The 20,291-nt window shown below is 39.9% G+C and carries 10 protein-coding genes; 5 read left to right on the plus strand and 5 right to left on the minus strand.

The features are described from left to right. Positions 1-11 precede the first annotated feature (11 nt). From AAU57_RS04645 to AAU57_RS04660, 4 genes are all read right to left on the minus strand, one after another. Complete coding sequence (locus tag AAU57_RS04645; RefSeq protein WP_055411811.1) at positions 12-1,442, minus strand: glycoside hydrolase family 28 protein; 1,431 nt, start codon at positions 1,440-1,442, stop codon at positions 12-14. 103 nt (positions 1,443-1,545) lie between these two features. Beyond that, complete coding sequence (locus AAU57_RS04650; protein WP_082438543.1) at positions 1,546-3,108, minus strand: DUF5123 domain-containing protein; 1,563 nt, start codon at positions 3,106-3,108, stop codon at positions 1,546-1,548. Between the two features lie 27 nt (positions 3,109-3,135). Further along, positions 3,136-4,923, minus strand: a complete 1,788-nt coding sequence (locus AAU57_RS04655; RefSeq protein ID WP_055411813.1) for a RagB/SusD family nutrient uptake outer membrane protein — start codon at positions 4,921-4,923, stop codon at positions 3,136-3,138. A gap of 18 nt (positions 4,924-4,941) precedes the next feature. Next, positions 4,942-8,181: a SusC/RagA family TonB-linked outer membrane protein gene (locus tag AAU57_RS04660; protein WP_055411814.1), complete on the minus strand. Its 3,240-nt coding sequence runs from the start codon at positions 8,179-8,181 to the stop codon at positions 4,942-4,944. Positions 8,182-8,427: 246 nt separating this feature from the next. Here AAU57_RS04660 and AAU57_RS04665 point away from each other — a divergent pair, with 246 nt between their 5' ends. From AAU57_RS04665 to AAU57_RS04675, 3 genes are all read left to right on the plus strand, one after another. Then, positions 8,428-9,741: a T9SS type A sorting domain-containing protein gene (locus AAU57_RS04665; RefSeq protein ID WP_055411815.1), complete on the plus strand. Its 1,314-nt coding sequence runs from the start codon at positions 8,428-8,430 to the stop codon at positions 9,739-9,741. A gap of 78 nt (positions 9,742-9,819) precedes the next feature. Further along, complete coding sequence (locus tag AAU57_RS04670) at positions 9,820-13,428, plus strand: pectinesterase family protein (RefSeq protein ID WP_055411816.1); 3,609 nt, start codon at positions 9,820-9,822, stop codon at positions 13,426-13,428. Positions 13,429-13,556: 128 nt separating this feature from the next. After that, a complete protein-coding gene (locus tag AAU57_RS04675; RefSeq protein WP_082438545.1) occupies positions 13,557-14,354 on the plus strand; it encodes a T9SS type A sorting domain-containing protein in 798 nt (265 codons plus the stop codon). A gap of 294 nt (positions 14,355-14,648) precedes the next feature. On the opposite strand, the gene AAU57_RS04680 is transcribed toward AAU57_RS04675, so the two are convergent. Continuing rightward, complete coding sequence (locus AAU57_RS04680) at positions 14,649-17,132, minus strand: T9SS type A sorting domain-containing protein (RefSeq protein ID WP_055411818.1); 2,484 nt, start codon at positions 17,130-17,132, stop codon at positions 14,649-14,651. Positions 17,133-17,500: 368 nt separating this feature from the next. On the opposite strand from AAU57_RS04680, the gene pelA reads away from it, so the two are divergent. Together pelA and AAU57_RS04690 are read left to right on the plus strand one after the other, a co-directional pair. Next, positions 17,501-19,516, plus strand: coding sequence for a pectate lyase (gene pelA, locus AAU57_RS04685; protein ID WP_055413673.1), 2,016 nt, complete (start codon positions 17,501-17,503; stop codon positions 19,514-19,516). Further along, a complete protein-coding gene (locus AAU57_RS04690; protein ID WP_055411819.1) occupies positions 19,503-20,270 on the plus strand; it encodes a rhamnogalacturonan acetylesterase in 768 nt (255 codons plus the stop codon). Before pelA ends, AAU57_RS04690 begins: the two co-directional genes overlap by 14 nt. The last annotated feature ends 21 nt before the right edge of the window (positions 20,271-20,291 follow it).

Raw genomic sequence — 20,291 nt, forward strand, 5'->3', positions numbered from 1 at the left:
AAGATCTTGAATTAGTATTTTTTACCGTTGATGGTCACATTCTCAAATTGAAGTGGCTCAGAATTCTCTACCGAAAGATCTGTATCTGCACTTTTGATGGTGATGTTTTTAAGCGTCACATTTTTGACAATATTTTCTGGTCGCCCTTTGATCAGCACTCCATATTTACCGCCATCTTCCACCGTTATGTTTTCTAGATGGATGTTTTTAATGGAAGGAATAAAGTCACCTTCCTGATTTGCGTAAGTGCCATAATAAGCATTGATTCTAAGCATGGCTTCTTTAACCTTGCCTACTTTGATATCCTTTACAAAAACGTTTTCTACAAAACCACCTCTAAGAGTGTTGGTTTTGATACGTATGGCTCGATCCAGCTCTGGACTGTCCATGGTACAATTTCTCACGTAGACATTGCGAACTCCAGCAGATATCTCACTGCCCATCACAACGCCACCATGTCCATCCTTCATGTCGCAGTTTTCTACGACAATATTCTCACTGGGAATATTGACCTGGCGCCCGTCGTTATTCCTACCAGACTTTATTGCGATACAGTCATCACCAGTATCAAACGTACAGTTTGTGATGTGAACATTTTTTGCATACTCTGGATCACAGCCATCATTGTTGGGCCCATGACTATTAATGGTTACTCCATCAACCGTAACATTGTTAGATTTAATAGGATGAATTACCCAGAATGGAGCATTCAAAATCGTGACACCTTCAATAAGTACATTTTCACAACCAAATGGCTGAATAAATTGCGGACGTAATTGATGCCCTTCACCAAAAACACGTTCACTGACAGGTTTGTTTTCATCAGAGAATGCCCATAATCGTGGTAGGTTATGATCGTCACCTTGTTTAGGTTCTCCTTCTACATATCCATATTCTTCTTTGCCGGCCCATTTCCACCAGTTGGCGTTACTCGCTTGTCCATCAAAGGTGCCTTTGCCTGTAATGGCAATATTTTTCTCGTTATAAGAATAGATTAGGGGCGAGTAATTCATCAATTCCTGGCCTTCATAAGATGTATGGACCAAAGGAGTGTAGTCTTTTGTTTCCGTAGAAAATAAAACGACCGCTCCATCTTCTAAGTGTAGATTGACATTGCTTTTTAAATAAATGGCGCCCGTCAGGAACTTCCCGCTAGGTATTAGGACAGTACCGCCACCGGCAGCGTTACACTCTTCTATTGCCAATTTAATGGCAACTGTGTTTTTGGTAACGCCATCTGCTACGGCTCCATAATCCAAAATATTAAAGGTGGCATCAGGAAAAGTAGGTATGATGATATCCTCAATGATTTGATCTGCAGCAGCAAAATTATCGACGGCTGTATTGTCTGTAGTAATTGATGTCTTACAGCTTAAAAGCGTAAGGAACGACAGCAGGGTCAACAAATAAATCTTGAGATTAGAAGTTGGGTTTTTAAACATGGGTTTTTTGTCAATTATGGGATTGTAGAAAATTAGCTTAATTAAAAAGAGGTATGCATAAAATGGATACCTCTTTTCATTGCAAACTCATTTTAAAAATTATTTATCGCAACCATCTAGGGTCACCTATATTATTATCAATTAAGGTCTGGTTAGACACATTGAAGTTTCCTTCTTCGACATTCTCAAATTCTGGATCTAGAGTAAAGTAGGTTGAAGTAGCATCAAAAACAGTATTACTGGCATCATAGAAGCCTTCTGCATTGAAATAATTGTTGTTATCAAAAAGAGTGTTCGGGTCTGTTCTACTTTGGTTAGAGTAGTATGCTGATGTCTGAGCAAACAGATTGTTTCTCACGGTTATGGTGTTTGTTTCAAAGCGCACATATAGAATTCTGTCTGACGTGTCAGAAACACCATATAACGTACAGTTTTCTAAAAGCACGTTGATGTTAGTAGTTCCATTAGAATCACCAGCAGCATCCAACCTAAAAAAGTCACGTCCAGGAGCACAATTGTTGAAAGTACTGTTGGTAACGGCAGTATCCAATACATCTGAATTTCTAAAATCGATGAAGTCTCCACCTGAAGTAAGAACGTCTGTTACTATACAGTTGTTAACGGTAAGGGATTGTAAGATCGCTCCAGTTTGATTGCCTGCAACAAACGATCTATTATAGTCGTGAACATTACAACCATCAAGAACCAAAGTATTAAAGCCACCAGCGCCAGTGTAACGTACAGTATCTGTAAGATCTGTGGCTATGTCACCAGATAGGTCTAAGTCGATTAAATTCACATCAGTTGCGCCTCCAACAATAGAGATGCTTACTTTGAGCAACGGTTTATCATAGCTTAGGAGACCTCTAATGGTCAGGGATTTGTCCAGAGTAATTGTACCTACTTGATCTGTATAATCGCCAGCTTCTAAAAGCAGTACATCACCAGGGTTGGCATCAGCTACTTTTTGAAAAAGATCATCGGCAGGAGTTACCACGTTTCCAGAATTGGCATCAACCTCTGTTGTAAAGTCGATAATTCCCCTAATGTTATTTCCATTTAAAAGAGTAGCTCTATATTGGGTTTCTCCGGTTAGACCTGTAATTATAGCTGTCCCTTCAATCACTTCTTGTGGTGTGATTTCACGAGTAATTGGATTGTTACTTTCTCTGTTCAGGATGATTGTAGTAACGGTACTATTGGGAACCCATCTCAACAAAGCTTGGTTAGCCATGATGTCTCCATCCTGGATAGGTAAAAATATCTGCTCTGTTAAGGTTTGCGCGATAACTGCTGTCGAATATTTTGAATCCTCGAGCCCTCTAGAACTCACCGCTTTTACTCTAACATAATAAAGGGTTTCTGCTGCTAGTAGAATTCTAACAGGAAGCTCGTTAAAGGTAACTTCTCTAGATTCGGTCAACGTACCAAAATTAGGGTCTTCACTAACCTCTACAATGTAGTCATTTACATTCTCGTCCGCATTCCAGGTCAGCTCTACTGTCGTTTGAGTTCTAATCTGAGCTCGAACGTTCACAGGAGCAAATTCTCTTTTAACATTTAGCTCTGTGATTAATTCATCATCATCCGTACAATTGGTGGTCACTAAAAGAAACAATAGTGCTCCTAAAAAGATTTTAAAGACCTTTGTGGTTTTATTCATCATAATAACTCGTTATTAGTTTGTTGACGTTTAGTATCCGTAATCGTTGGTTAATTGACCGTTGCTACCGTCTATGAAAGTTTGCCAGATAGGCCAGAACTGTCGGTCATCTGGATCAACACCTTCCTTAAACAAGCTGTTTACTTCTACATCTGTCAATGTCGTCCAATCAAAAGCTGAAAATTCTGGACCTGGTTGTTGGGTCTCACCTCTGTTTAGTCCATATATTTCCAAGGTTTCATTATCCTCAGCATATCTAAAATAAACCGTGGTTGGGACATCTGCATATTCTCCTGATCGCGTTTGAAGGTTTCCTAATTTTACTTTTGCTTCTCTTAAATTCTCACCGAGTAAATTCCATCGAATGAGATTTTGTTTTCTTTCTGCCTCACCAGTGAATTCATATTTATTTTCTTGAACGATAGCATCAAACATTGCCTGTTGGGAATTTAAATTATCCACATAGCCGTCCACTTTCTGCGCTTGTAAAGCAGATGGGAATGCTCTTCTACGAACTTCTTTTAAGTATGGAGCAGCGGCACCTGGACCTTGCAGTTCATTGGCAGCCTCTGCAGCGATAAGTAAGACTTCTGCATAGCGCATGTAAATCTTATTAACACCATCATCATTAGTTGATGTTACATATCTATTCATCCATTCATAACGGTACTTTCCAAAATACCATGTATTGAGTCCTACAAGTTCTTGTTTTGCAAAACCGTCTATTGGTATACCCCACTGGTATGGAATACACGTAATATCTCTACGTAAATCATCTTCATCGTAATCGTAGAATAGGTTAGGTAATGGGCCAGCGATACCACCACGTGCCTGACCGGTATGTTGGTCTACTCCACGGTGTCTAACAGCAAAAGAAAAAAGCATTCGGCCTCTACCTGCCGCAAACGGTATTTCCCAAAGTGACTCTCTGCCTGCGCTCAAGACCTCTTCGTTATAATTTCTCCAAAGTGTTTCAAAAGTCGGTGAAAGCTGCACTCGACCACTAGTGATTACTGTGTCTGCTTCTCTCAATGCTAAAGTATACATGTTAGTCACCGAAAGCTCTGGATCGTTGGATCTTCTTACTCCATCAGGATATTGTTGGAATCCACTTGCGACCATCGCTAAGCGCGCTCTTAGAGACTTTACAAAAGCTTTGTTCACTCTTTCAACGGAAGTAGTAAGCGAATTCTCATTAGGCCAAGCTACAAGTTCCGAAGCCTCAGCTAGATCATCTAAAAGTCGTTTGTATATCTCATCTCTATTAGTTTTAGGAAGATACAGAGTCTCTGGGGTAATAGGTTCGAATCTAGCCGGAACATCACCCCAAGCCTTCATTAAGTCCGCGTAATAAACAGCTCTATAGGTTAAAGCTTCACCTAAAAGCTGACCTAAATCCTCATTTACATCAGTATTCCCAAAGCTGCGAAGCCCTTTGATACAAATGTTAGCGCGCTCGATACCCAAATACATTTGAGCCCAGGCATTGTTGTCAGTATTCATCTGCGAATTGGTAGGTTCTGCATCATAGATCATCAATTCACCTGTTGGGTTGTTGGCTTCGTCAGAATTGTAATTCCATTCCGCATCGGTGTTAAATCCATAGAAAGGTAAATATCTACCTCTGTAAGAATTTGTTTGGCCCATAGGTTCTAGGATTCCGTCGACAGCACCTTTAGCTAAATCAAATGTGGAAAATATTACCGATTCATCTAAGGTAGATTGCGCTGGAGCTTCCAAAAACTCTCCTTCAACATCCTCGCAAGAACCTAAAAGACTGATGGTAAATACTACTATAGCAAGTTTTATATATTTCATCTTTTGTAAAATGTTTAATTAGAAATTAAGGTTAAGTCCGAACACTATTTGTCTATTTCTAGGATATGGAGAAAAGTCCACACCAGGAGTTAGAGGTGTTCTTCTACGGGTTGAAACCTCTGGATCAAGTCCCGAATAATTAGTGAGTATAAATACGTTGCTGGCTGTAGCATAAAATCTAACCTTGGTAAGCCCGTAGTTTGAAATGATCGTTTCTGGTAATGTATAACCTAAACTTAAGGTGTTCAAACGTAAGAATGATCCATCTTCAACCGCCCAATCACTAAATACAAAGTTGTTGGAGAACGGTGACCACATGGTTGTGTTTGCATTTAGGGCTGCAAGCTCCTGAGGATCCTGCACTAGTAAACCTGTTTCAGGATTTAAATTAGTCCATCTCACACCATCTGCTTGCATCGTGCTTAAGTTTCTATACTGACTATTTAAGTTTGATGTAGTGAATTCAATTTTATTGGCATTGTAGACATCATTACCAATGCTGAAGTTAAAAGCAGCAGTCAGGTCAAAACCATAAGCATTGGCATTTAAGCTAAAACCACCTACGGCATCTGGATTTGCATCACCTATAATCGTTCGATCATCAACATCTACGACTCCATCACCATTGATATCTTTTAGTTTCATATTTCCTGGTCTTGGAGTTCCTACAATACCTTCATTGCTTGGAACACCGTCAATCAAAGTATAAGGTTCAGCAGCAGTTGGGTCATAAGTGAAGTCGTCAATCTCGTACCTTCCGTCACTTTGATAACCATACATTATCCCTATAGGTTGTCCTACCTGTACAAGGTAGTCGTTACCTATCTGAGACGATGCCCAGTTTGTGTTTTCCCCAAAGTTGATTAGATCACCTCCTAACGAGTTAATCCTGTTTTTATTAAACCCAACGTTGAAGGACAGGTCAGCTCCATAATCCTGCTCATTAAATAGGGTATAGTTCAATGTCAATTCTACACCTGAATTCTGTATTTCCCCTAAGTTTCTATACTGACTGATATATCCAGTTCCAGGTATTGGGAAATTTACTAGCAGATCTTTAGTCAGATTTTTATAAACCTCTGCTGTTCCTGAAAAACGTCCATTGAATAGTGTGAAGTCTAAACCAGCATTTTGTGTTACTGTAGTTTCCCATTTTAAATCTGGATTAAACAATGTTCTAGAGGTAGACCAGTAATCTGTAATGTTGTTCAAATAGTTGGTATCATTAGATTCAAAGGTTTGGACAGCCTGGTTAGGAGGGATGTTATTGTTACCTACGGCACCATAACTAAGTCTTAGTTTTAAGTTGTCAACCCAATCCACCTCGTTTAAAAAGTCCTCTTGGTCTAATTTCCACGCTACGGCTGCAGATGGAAAGTAACCCCATCGATTGCCTTTGGCAAATTTGCTAGAACCATCTGCTCTAAAGGTAGCGGTTAACAAATAACGATTTAGAAAACCATAATTCGCACGACCAAAGAACGATAATAACTTATCATCTGCACTAATGAAGTTGTCTACTAAATTAGGTGATCCTTGTGTGGTCAGACTCATAGCATTATCAAAGCCAAAATCTGCCGGGTAACCATTTATTTCTGTTGTAGTGCGTGTGTCCTTGTTGATAATGATTTCTTCCCCAACCAATAGTTGTAAACTATGATCATTATTCAAAAACTCTTCGAAATCATAGTTTAAGGTGTTGGCATTTCTAAACGATTCTCGCTTGCGATCAGAAAAGATCAAGGATGGAAGGCCAAGATTCTCTACTGAAGGAACGTTATTGGAATAGTAGGTCGAACGACCATAGAAACGGAAATCCTGATCATTTCTAAAATCGATACCAAAGTCTGATTGAAGCTTAAGGTTGTCAAGGATTTCCCAACCTAAACCTCCTAGCAGGTTGTAATTTCTTCTCAATTGTTGTCTTTGATTATCAGCGACTGACACTAACGGGTTGACTAGATATCCAGCTAATGCCTCATCAGTATTTGTTGTCGTGATGCCTGGTAGAGGAATAGGAGAATATCCTACACTGTTTCTCAATCGAGCATCTGCAGATGAGAATTCATTCTGCTCATTGGCACCACCACCATTGATCTCTGTGTCAGAATATCTGATAGTGAACGATAGATCTATTTTTTCACCAGCGTCACTTCTCAAGGCTAATGATAGGTTGTCACGTTTAAAATCAGAACCTATTTGTATGGCCTTTTGATCAAAATGTGCATAGTTGAAATTAAAATTAATAGCATCTGATCCACCTCTTATGGCAAAGTCTCTACTATTAAGCGTCCCTTGTTCGCCGTACACTTGTTTTTGCCAATTGTTACCTTTAAGACCAATATATTGATCATAATCTTGCCATTCACCAAAGAATCGTTCATAAGATTCTGGAAGGTCTCTCAACAAGGCATATTCACGTTGCCATAAAACGAAGTCATCAGGCTGCAGTACATCAATAGTATTAGCAATTTTACTGTACCCAAAATAGGCATTTGCATTCACACTGATTTTTCCTGCTTTTCCTTTTTTGGTGGTCACGAGAACAACTCCATTTGCTCCTCTAGAACCATAAATTGCTGTTGCAGATGCGTCTTTAAGAACGCTAATCGTTTCTATGTCGGTTGGAGAAATATCATTCAAACTGTTGATGGGAAAACCATCAACAATAATTAAGGGTGAGCTATCTTGTGTTAAAGAGCCTGCACCACGTACTCTAATGTTGATTTCTGCATCTGGAGAACCTTCTGACGAAGAAATTTGTACACCAGCCAATCGTCCTGTTAAGGCTTCAGCGACACTAGAAATGGGTTGTTTTGTTAGCGCTTCACCACCTACAGATACTACAGAACCTGTCAAATCTGATTTTTTTACGCTTCCATACCCTATGATGACGATCTCATCCAAAGATTCAGTACTAGGATCAAGAGAGACAGTGATGGAGCTTTCATTAGTTACAGAAACTTCCTTAGTTAAATATCCTACGTAAGAGAACACCAAAATCGGATTTTCTGTAGGCGTACTTAAGGAAAAGTTACCATCAAAATCTGTCACAGTTCCTAATTGAGGGTTGCCTTTGACAGAAACTGTTACGTTCAATAGGGGTTCACCTGTATCTGCCGCTTTTACCGTACCAGTGATAAGATTTTGGCCTTGAGCCAATAAACTGGCAGATAAAAATAAGGTGGCAAAAAGGAATGCTCTTGCTAGTCCTTGAGCAAAACGAGAGTGTCTTTTTTCTTTTGATCCGAATAACAACGAATGAAATAAATTAAAAACCATAAGCTGATTTAATTAAACTATTACTGAAATGTAATCGATTGCACAAATGTATTGTATATTTTGAATTATGCAAATTATATCTTAATTTTTTTATTAATCATAATTTTTGGATGGGTGAGTTAACAATATGGTTTCTACAAATAAAATTTGCAAAATCTCAAAAATAGAATTACCATTGTCTACTATGTAATCGATTACATAAATATAAATCTTTTTATTTCCATGAAAAGTTTTCTTTACATCATCTTGATACTCAGTGCTACAATAGGTAGATCACAGCAATACGCCGCAAATTCTCCAGAAGGCTTTGGTGCTGCGGCTACAGGTGGAGGAAATGCCGATCCAACAACGGTCTCCACATACACGGAATTTAAAAATGCCATCAAATCTAGCGGTCCAGGTGTCATTCTTGTTTCTGGGATCATTTCTATACCAACTGGACAATCAATAAGTGAGATAGTTATCGATAAAACAATTTTGGGTCTACCGGGAGCTACACTTATCAATCCTTCACAAACTAAATCTGGTTCTGGAATACTAAATCTCAAACAGGGCTCTAGAAATGTAATCATACGTAACCTGATTTTTGAGGGAGCTGGTGCTTATGACATCGACGGTAGAGACAATTTAACCTCAGATGGATGTACTGATCTTTGGGTGGATCATTGTGAATTCAGAGATGGTGTTGATGGCAATTTTGACATCAAGGGCCTATCAGATAATGTTACCGTGTCCTGGTGTAAGTTCATATATTTAAAACCACCTACACCTGGCGGTTCTGGTGGTTCTGACGATCATCGCTTTTCAAATCTTATAGGTTCAAGTGATTCTGATGCTCCTGTTGATGGTCATTATAGCGTGACATTTCAGAACTGCTACTGGGCAGAAGGTTGCCGTGAACGCATGCCACGTGCTCGCAATGCTCAATTACATATTTTTAATTGTTTGTATAGTACTGATGTTTCCAGTTCTAGAGCAATAGGTATAAGTGGTGGTGACAACACTTCTTCCTGCTTAGTGGAGAAGACAGACTTTGAAAGTGTTGGAACGGTATATCGCAGTTATGGTGGTACTGTCGCTATCAATTTTGAGGACTGCCTGGGTGGTCGATCTAACATTGGACAGGTGAGTGCACCCAACTATACGTATACGTCTTTCCCGGTAGCGGATGTGTCCGCTATTCTAAAGGATGAAGAATGCGGAGCCGGAGCAACTTTATCAATCAGTAACTCTGGAATGATTAGCTCTAAATGTTCTACCCTGGGAAACGGTGATATCAATTCGCCAAAATTCAAAATTTATCCCACAATCATTGAAAGCCTTTTGACTATTGAACTAGTTGATCTAGACCTAAAAGGATCTTCGCTGAGCATTTTTTCGCTTGACGGAAAAAAAATATATAGCAATGCAAACCTTGAAAAAGAAGGTGGTAAGATACAAGTTGATTTTGTGCAGCAACCGCCTGGAGTGTATTTGTGTCAATTTTCGAACAAAGAGAAAGTACAAACCTTTAAAGTCATCAACAGACCACAATAGATAGTCCTTGTTTCTGATTATCATTTGTGGTTCAATTTTTTAACCAGTAACTATTACCATCACCTAATACCTAGAATTATGAAAAAACTCTACTCACTAATTGCTATTTTCACATTCTTGATATGTGGAACAGGCCTAAGTCAAGATTCTTCTATTTACAATCTTGCAGACCAGTCAACATTCACAAATACTGGCGTTCAAAATGACCCAGTAACTTCTACTACAAGTCCAGACGGTAAGTTAAGAACCCAAGCAGCTACAACCTTATGGCATAGTTCCAACTATGGCGTTGTCTTCAAAAACGGTAACATGTTGGAAATTGATGTCGCTGGTCCAGAAACTACTATAAGATTTTTGGGCTCGATTTACAGCGCTGGTACGATGTCTGGCGGTACTACTCAAAATGGCAGCGAACTAGGGACCGCAAATGTGGACCTTGATGCTTATGAAGGTATGTCTGATAGGACAGGCTACTATGAGTTTACATATGTGGGTAGCCCTAGAACCCTATATTTTACTTTTGATGGGGCAAACGCTTACACGCCTTCCATACAGGTTATCAATGCTGAAACGACTGTAGTCCCAACCGATGTTTGGGATTTTGGTGCAGAACAATTAGATCCAGTACTTTATAATAACCTGTTGACTGAGGAAGTCATCAACGATTTTTATCCAGGTGTAACTGCGGGAACAGCTGGTGTGAATATTCTCTCTTTTACTGCTGGTGATTTAGGTTACGTCACTAACGGTACCAACGATCGTTTAAGAACTACAAATACGGCATTGACCAGATGGGACAGTAATATTGCTAGTTCTCCAAATTTTACGGGTAGATTATACGTGAACACTGCAGGAAGTCCTGATAGGTATTTGTCACTAAATCTTGCCGAAGATGATGAGGTCGTGATTAACGCTAGAACAGATTCTGGAGGAATTTTTAATTTTGAGTATGCACAGGATCCTGCATTACAACTGGATCAAGTTGATATCGCTGCCGCGGAAACAGAATTGGTTTTTGTTGCAAAATACGCTGGGGAATATCGCATTTATGATAGCGCTGGTAAGCCTAGTTTCTTCAGGGTTTACAGGAAGGCGGCAAACTATATTACTATAGTCGGTACAGTTGATGAAACGCAAGCCATGAATATTCCATCAGGATATTCAGTTCAATTTACCAATCCAGCAGGTAAAATAGTATCTGCCGTAGTATCCAATGCCGGGTTCACTGTAGATTTGCCAGTGGATATTACCTATGAGGTTAGCCTGGCAGATGCTAATGGGTATATAGTGACCAGTGGAAAAATCTTAACCGTAACCGAAGCGACCACATCTCACTCGATAACAGTTCTTCAGGTTGAGCTTTTTGAAGTTACAGGATCTATCAGCGGCTTATCTGATTTGAGTAATCTAGGCCTACAGTTTACGTCAGATCCTGCTGCAAACACGATATACAACCCAATAGTGTCCATAAATGAAACAAACGGCACTTATAGTGTAGATCTGGAAGCCAATATAGAATATACCATATCTGGTACAGGTGTAAACGATTATGAGATCGTCGATAATACTTTGACTATTACAGCTCAAAATAGTACTAGAGGTATTGAATTCTCTTTAAAACCAGTGTATGTCATTAATGTTTCTACACCAGATTTGGACACCCAGCAGAGAAACGATCTTGAATTAACCTTTAACAACCTTGATGAGGATGGTTATAGCTACTCATTTTCCGATCTATCCGCAATTGCATTAAGAGATGGAACTTATTCCATTTCTTACGATGGCTTGGACAATTACCCTGTAGAACTTGCATTGACTTCAAACCTAACCGTTTCTGGAGCTGCAAAGGATAAGACTTTAACGTTTAAGCCTGTCACAAAATGGGCGTTTAATGAACGCAGTATTAGTTCGGCAACGGCTTATAAGGGATTACTTTTTGAAGGCTCTATAAATGTAAGAGGTTCTAATGGTGATCTTAATGCAGGAACCAACTCTAAAATTAGCATACCTGTTAGCCCCAATTCCAAGATCATTATTAAAGACTATTATCAATCGAATTATACGGTAAACATGGGTGACCCTGTAATCAATAGCTCTAACTCTACAAGCACCAGTGTTACCACAGAATATGTTTATGAAGGCAGTACAGACGGCTTTGTGGTGATCGATGTCTTAGGGACGACCTATTTTAGATCTTTTGAAGTGCTAACCATTGTCCCATTTAAGTCTGAGATCACTGTTGGAGTCGATAAAGACTACCAGACGATTAACGAAGCGCTAGATGCAATAACAAGAATGGATCGACCTAACAACGAGTTGGTCACAGTCATGATTGATCCTGGAAATTATGAGGAAATGCTAGTGATTGATATGGATAATGTGACTCTTAAGAATGCCTCTTCCAGTCCAAGCATCGGCCTTTTGGATAAAGGCGTGAACATAGATCCTACGGCTGTTAGAATTACATCCTACTATGGGCAGAAGTACAATTTCTTTAGCCAAGGACTGGACAACAAGTATGATGCAGAAACACTCGCCGTCAATAAAGAAAATGGATTCACAGATTACGTCAATAAAGAAGGTACTGGTGGCGGTTCCTCCTACTGGAACGCAACGGTTGTAATAATGGCCAAAGATGTAACCATCGAGAACATTATTCTAGAAAACTCTTTTAATCAATACATCTCTCTTAGAGAATCTCAGGATGTAGTTCAAGCAAAGGCATCTAGTGAGCCTACCAGACCAACTGATTACGGTAATACCTCGGTTCAAAATAGAGCCGCTGGTTATGTCACTCAAGCCGCTGCCATAGGTATCGCAGGAAGCGCAGATAGAGTTATATTAAATGGAACCAGAGTCGTGGGAAGACAAGATTCTTTTTATGGAGCAGCTGGAGCACGAGTTGCTATCTACAAAGGAGCAATGATGGGAGCAGTTGATTATCTTTTTGGAGGTATGACAGCGGTTTTCTATCAAACAGATTTGGTATTGAATACTAGCGACGCTAGCAGCGATGCCTCATATATCACCGCTGCCCAACAAACCAGCGGTAGAGGTTTCTTAATGTACGAATGCAACGTGAAGTCACCTATTCCTGGGGTGGAAACGGCATCTACAAACTCATCAAAGCCTGGTTTCTTTGGTCGACCATGGGCACCTAATACAAGTGAGGTGGTTTTCTATAATACAACTATAGATGAATCTACGTTCCCAGGTGCTGAAGGTCAATCACTAATATCGCCTGTAGGCTGGACCAATACATTGGCTGGAGAATCCAATAAGATGTATGAATTTGGAACCATTGAGAATGCATCAGGTGTGGATAATTCAAATAGTCGCGTAGCGTGGTCCACAGTTTTGAGTACACCAACACTTAATGATGGAACTGAAATTAATACCTTCAATTTTACAAAAGGAACTGATGATTGGGACCCATTTGCAACTTTAAATGTTGAGACAATACAATCGAATAATGTATTCCAAGTATCTGTAAAGGCGTACAGTCATCAGCTATTTGTTGAGAATGTATCCATGCCAACTACAATCAGCATCTACAATCTTGCAGGTGCATTGATTCAAACTTTTGATACAGATGTGGATACTTCTGTTCAAATTAAAGACGGATTGTATATCGTTAGTGCAGAAAATTATCAAGGCAGAAAAGCCTTTAAGGTGATAGCACACTAATAAGAAGCTATTGTGGGTTTCATTAAACCAATGAAACCCACAATGTTATGCAAATCAAAATATTAACTAGGAAACATACTTTTTACCTCTATATTTACAATGTAATCGATTAACCTAAACTCAAAAACATGAAAAAAACTTTACTATTCTTCTTGCCTTTACTATTTGTAAGTGCAATGACAACAGCTCAAACTAAAACTTGGAACTTTTCTGATGGATGGCCAGAAACCGATGGGTTTCCTGGTTATGCTGCTGATCCTGATGGGACTAATCCTGTGGTAGTGGATAATCTTGTGATACAACCACATACATCCAATAACAACATGGGACAGATCACCATTAGCGTCCTAGATTTCTCTGATGGATTCACTTCTAGCTTAAGATTTAGAACCAATGGAAGCGCCGGAGGAACAGCAGAACTTCCAGTTCGTAGATATTTAAAAATACCGGTTTCAGGAGATGTGACCGTTACTATCTGGTGTGCTGCCGGTGGAAGTAGCGCAAGAAGCCTTTTCGTTTCAGATGGATCTACCATTTTAGGCACATTACCAACCGATGGCGAACAAGACGTTCCTAAAATTTTTGAAGTATCTTATACAGGTTCAGACGCAGATCTATACGTTTATGGCGATAACAATTTCAGCCTTCACAAAATTGAAGTGACTGGAACTGGAGCAAGCAGATTGTTGAGTGTGGACAATGCAATCAAAATACCAACTACCTTAATTAGTCGTGACGGCCAAGTTTTGGTTTCTAACGTTACATCAAAAACTCAAATTGAGATTTATAATTTAAGTGGTGCTTTAGTAAAATCTGTAAGTGTTGATCAGGATGCTAGTTTTGATTTCAACGTTTCTTCAGGATTGTATATAGGGAAAATAAATACTTCAGCTGGGAGTAAGTCTGTCAAGCTACAAGTACAATAGCTTCATTGTTAATTAGAGTTTAGAAGGTCCAATGATTCATTTCATTGGGCCTTTTATTTTGAGCCCTTTTTCGCGATCCTTCATGGCGAAACAAGAATAGGGCAACATCCAGCTCATCCTAATCAGGCGCATTAATTGTATTTGTAAGCTTTACTTCTATGTACAGTTAGGAATAAGTGTCAAATGCATGTACCGCATAGTAACCTATTCTACGAACGCATATTTTTTGATATGGTAAGCACAAAAAATCGCCCTGCTAAAACAGCAGGGCGATTTAAGATAAATGAAATCGAATTACTTTTTAATCATCCGCTTGGTAATCGACCCATTAGGAGTAACGATCTTCATCAAGTAGATACCAGCGCTAAAGGACCTAAGATCTACGGTATCGGTTGGGTTTTCCATAACATTGATTAGTGATCCTAAAACATTATACACCTCTATTCGCTCGATGCGATCTAAGCTATGTTTTAAAGAGACTATTCCAGATGTAGGATTAGGATATAGGCTGACATTTTCAAGATCTTCAATGTCTCCTATACCTAACGTGTAAGCTGTTTTTATATAATATAAGTTAGCAACACTGCCTTTGGTGATCTGATGTGAGCCGCTGTTTACTGAAGGGATGATTAGCAACCCATTTGATGCAGTGTAGCTCGTGTTGTCTAGTTTGATCGTACCGTTAAAAGTCGGGTCAAATACCAGTGTAAGTTCTGACTCTGTAGATGTTGAGTAGGATATGTTTGTGGAAGACTCAATTTTGAGTCGTGTCGTCAAGGTAAGACCATCATAGGTGGTGGATCCTGCTGTTGAGTTGATGTTTGCACCTGAAAAGGAATAGAAATTACTGGTTAAACCAGAGGCCGTAAAATTGTGGATCTCATCATCACCTGCGACTCCATTAATTCTAATAGATCCAGTTCCGGAAACTGGTGAACCTGCTGTACCTGTCGTCGTTACCGTAAAGCTCACGTTTTCTGTAGGAGTTCCGCTTATCGTCACTGTCTTTGCAGAAGAATCAATTGTAAAAACAATCCCAGCGCTAGGCAAACCTGAAACGCTGGCAGACGTAGCATCGCCGCCCCAAATAAAGACCATAGCTTCAATACTTTCACCGCTATTTACAGCTTGTTCGTTATTGTCTGGGATTGTCAAGGTTTGAGCGCTTTGATTGGTTCCTTGATCACCTTGAATGGAGACAATACTAGTACTATAGGATTGCAATAGAGCCGCAAGTCCAGAATTGACTCCAGAATCATTGTCATCGACCGCATTATTAAAAGCCCAAGTTATATCGCCACCACTGACTCTGCCAGAATATTGCATGACCTTGTCACGCGCCTCTTCTGGTGTATCGATATTAATGGTATTCACATAGAGGCTGGCGTCTGTATCAAAATTGTTATAAGCATTGTTTCCTTGGAAAGAGGTGAGATTTGATGGGATTTGCTCGCTTCTGGCTGCAGCTTGATAGGCATCAAATTGGACTGGTGCATTGACAGGGTCATAATAAACGAGACGTTGTTGACCACTTATAGTATTATTAAATGCTTTGATAAAGCCACCATCCTCACCAGAGAAGGTGCCAGAAGAACCGCCAGAGATGTCAGTTCCTTGCCTTGAAGTAAGCATAGGGTATTTACACTTTCTAAAGTAATTTCCTTCAATGAATAAGGAAGAGCCGTTAGTTGATCCAGAGCCATATTTGGAATTACCATCAAAGTAATTATTGTAGATGTGAGCAGAATAAAATCTAACTCGTGGATGACGAGAATCAGAATGATCGTACCAATTGTGATGATAGGTAATATACAAACCAGTGGTTGTGTCCTCGCTCAATCCCAGCAAATTGCTTTTACCAGTATCCCAAAAGTGATTATAAGACATCGTTACATAAGTAGATCGCTTGCAATCCAGCGCACCGTCGCCTTTAGATTGATCAGCATCACCACCAGGCGCTCCATAAAACATATCGCAATTATGAACCCATACATGGTCGTTATCTTGCTGTAGCCCTACGTTATCACCTTCGGCGGCATCAGTGAGCATAAAAGCCAGATTGCGTACTTCAATGTTGGTTCCTCGTTTGATTCTAAGTCCCCAACCGTTAGCTACCGCATCAGATCCTATTCCTTCAAACGTGATGGATCCATTAGCATTGTTGTCGTTTTCAATGACAAGGTCTCCATTAAGCATATAATCCAAGTCTGTAATATTACCTATAAGTCGTATCGCGAGAGGTCGATTATCGCGACCTTTTTTAAATCCATCCAGTATATTTTGTAGACCAACACAAGGGTTACTATTGGCGCCAGTGACGTTCAAAGAGACCGTATTTTTAGAACTTTCAGTAATATAAATAACGACCGCATTATCCTTTAATGTTCCTTCCAGATTATAGGCTCCAGGTACATGACCACCTTCATGGGCAAATCCATTGCGATCGTGAGCCATAACGGTTACTACACCAGTGACCGCTGCTGCTCCAGGATTGTTTGAAGTGACGGGAACGATTTTAAACGTATAATCTCCAGCCGTAAGACCTATAATGTCTGCACGATAATAGCTGCTATAACTGCGTATGAGCTGGGTATCGATCTGTTGATCAGTCATGCCATTACCGCTGTAAAAAACGTCATAACGATCTGCGCCGGCCACTGGTTCCCAAGTCACATAGGCAGACTCCAGCCATCCTGTAGCGGCCGTGATATTAACAGATTGTGCGGTCGACAAAGCGCAAGCCATCATAAACATGCCAAAAAGTAAAACTGTTTTCATAACAATTCATTTAGGATTACATCGTTCTTTATGTAATCGATTGCATTAGTAAATATAATTTTTTTACCTTAGCGTGTTATCATTAGCTTGTAAATAGTTTAAATAACTGAAAATAAAATAATTAAGTGGATAATTAATCTCGATGTTCCATTGGGATTCTCCAGATATCTTGGATTGGGATATAATGTCATATTGCTGCGAACATCAGGAATATCACTCAGGATTAGAAGTAGATTGGAGGTTGAAGAATTTCGCTTTCGCGAAAGCGAGATCTTTATCAATCACCAAAGTTGTATAAAGCATATAAAAATCAAGCCTTTACCTTTAAATTCATCCTTGTCAGGATAGCCAAAAAAAATCATCAATTTATGAGAGTTTACATGTCATTAGTTTGCTTCCTGCTGTTTCAAGCTGTTCAGGCGCAAATCCTAGACAAATCCTGGAGAGATATTGTAACAGACAGTAGCGCAGAATGGTATGCGTCTAGTGAAGCTCGAGAAATAGCAGAAAACGTTTTGCTATATCAAAGAGACATAGGTGGCTGGCCTAAAAATATCCAGATGCAGGAAGCGCTCTCTACCAAAGAAAAGCAAGAGTTAAGCGAGATACAATCGACTGCCAAAGGCGTTACCACAGATAACGGTGCGACTTTTCAAGAAATGCTATTCCTTTCAAAGATTCACGAGCAACAGCCAGATGAAAGATATAGAACTGCATTTTTAAAAGCCTTGGGTTACCTGCTGGAGGCACAGTATCCCAATGGCGGCTGGCCTCAGTTTTATCCGCTCAAGAAGGGTTATGCTACTCACATCACCTATAATGACGATAGCATGGTCAATATCATGAATGTGCTGAAAGAGGTAAAAGACAATTCTGGCTATTATTCCATCCAGCCGCCCAAGGAAACTTTGGAACGGGTCAAAACAGCTTTTGATAAAGGTGTCTCTTGCATCCTACAAACTCAATATGTGCAGGATGGTATATTGACAGGCTGGTGCGCGCAGCATGATGAGGTGACTCTTGAACCCGCTATGGGAAGAGCCTATGAATTACCGTCATTAAGCGGAAAGGAATCTGCTAAAATCGTTCTTCTACTCATGTCCATCGAGGACCCATCAATCGCGGTTATGGAATCTGTTGCCAGCGCTCATGCATGGTTGCAACGTGTAAAGATTGAAGGCTTGAGAGAAGTAAGAACCTATGATGATGATGGCAAGGTGATCAATAAGGTAATGGTGCAGGATGAAGAGGCACCACCATTGTGGGCTCGTTTTATGGAACTGGAAAACAATAGACCTTTCTTTTGTGATAGAGATGGAATCAAAAAATATTCTTTGGATGAGATAGGAGCAGAGCGCAGGAACGGTTACGGTTGGTACACAAACGAGCCTAAAGAAGTACTTAAAACCTATGACCGATGGGTGAAAGCTCATAATGTGATTGAAAAATTGAAAGCCAAGACCGCTGCGCCAAAGGATCCTTTTAATGTAACGGTGGCAAAGGACGGCACTGGCGACTATTCTTCCATTCAGGATGCTATTAATAATGCAAAATCCTTTCCTTATGAAAAGATCACAATTATGGTCAAAAATGGAATATATAAAGAGAAGGTCAGAATCTACGAATGGAATACACACATCAATTTGATAGGAGAAAGTAAGGAGCAAACCATCATTACTTATGATGACTATTTTGATAAATTGGCCTTAGGCCGCAACAGCACCTTCCATACACCAACCTTATCCATAGACGCAGATGATGTTTTAGTGAAAAACTTGACGATTGAAAATTCGGCTGGAGAAGTTGGACAAGCCGTGGCATTAGCGATCAATTCAAATAGGGTAGCGATGGTCAACTGCAACTTGTTAGGGAATCAAGACACGGTTTACGCCTCTGGAAATGGTAAGCAATATTTCAAGGATTGCTATATTGAAGGAACAACGGATTTCATTTTTGGCAACGCCACGGCGTTCTTTGAGAACTGTGAGATTCACAGTAAAAAGGACTCTTACATCACAGCCGCTTCTACCGATGAGATGGCAGATTTTGGTTTTGTATTCAAAAACTGTAAGCTAACTGCTGCTGAAAATGTAGACGAAGTCTACCTAGGCAGACCATGGAGAATTGATGCCCAAACCGTTTTTATGGATAGCGATATGGGTGATCACATCTTACCGGTAGGTTGGGATAATTGGTCCAAGCCTGATGCTGAAAAAACAGCCTTTTATGCGGAATATAAAAACCGAGGAAAAGGATATGCTCCAGAACGCCGCGTCTCATGGTCCAAGCAATTGAAAAAGTCCCAAGCTAAAAAGTACAACATCAAAAACATATTGGGTGAACATAAAAAATCATCAAAAAAGGAGTGGTATGAAACTCTATAACAAATTTGCACTGCTGCTGCTTTTGACATTCTCCTTTGCAATAGCACAAGAGCATGTGGAAGACTCTCAGGTAATCACCATTCATAGCATTGGAGATTCTACCATGGCGATAAAACCCAACCCAGATGACAATCCAGAACGAGGCTGGGCGCAAATGCTACCAGGATTTTTATCGGGTAACATTGCCCTGGAAAATTATGCGGTCAACGGCAGGAGCACACGCAGCTTTATTACAGAAGGACGATGGGAAAAAGTGCTGGAAAATTTAAAAATGGGTGATTATGTATTTATCCAGTTTGGTCACAACGATCAAAAGGAAAATGACCCTAAACGATATACCAATCCGCATACCGCATATCGTGCGAACCTCATCAAGTTTGTGGAAGACAGCAGAGCTAAAGGAGCTATTCCAATTTTGTTCACATCGATTGTAAGACGCAATTACAATGAAAACGGAACCCTAGTCGATACACATGGTGATTACCCAGTAGAAGTCCGTCAGGTGGCTCAAGAATACAATGTCCCTTTGATTGACCTTCAATATCAAACCGAATTGTTAGTGGAGTCCTTTGGCCAGGAAGATTCAAAGGATCTTTACCTGCATTATAAGCCTAGAGAAATAGCATATTACCCGGAAGGTAAAGAGGATGATACACATTTATCTGTTTTGGGAGCCACTCATGTGGCGCGACTGGCAGTAGCCAGCCTGATACAAAAAGTACCAGCATTATCCGTTTATTTAAAAGCAGATTAATATGCGTTTTCTCACATCTAT

It is taken from the genome of Nonlabens sp. YIK11 (assembly GCF_001413925.1).
Classification (GTDB): domain Bacteria; phylum Bacteroidota; class Bacteroidia; order Flavobacteriales; family Flavobacteriaceae; genus Nonlabens.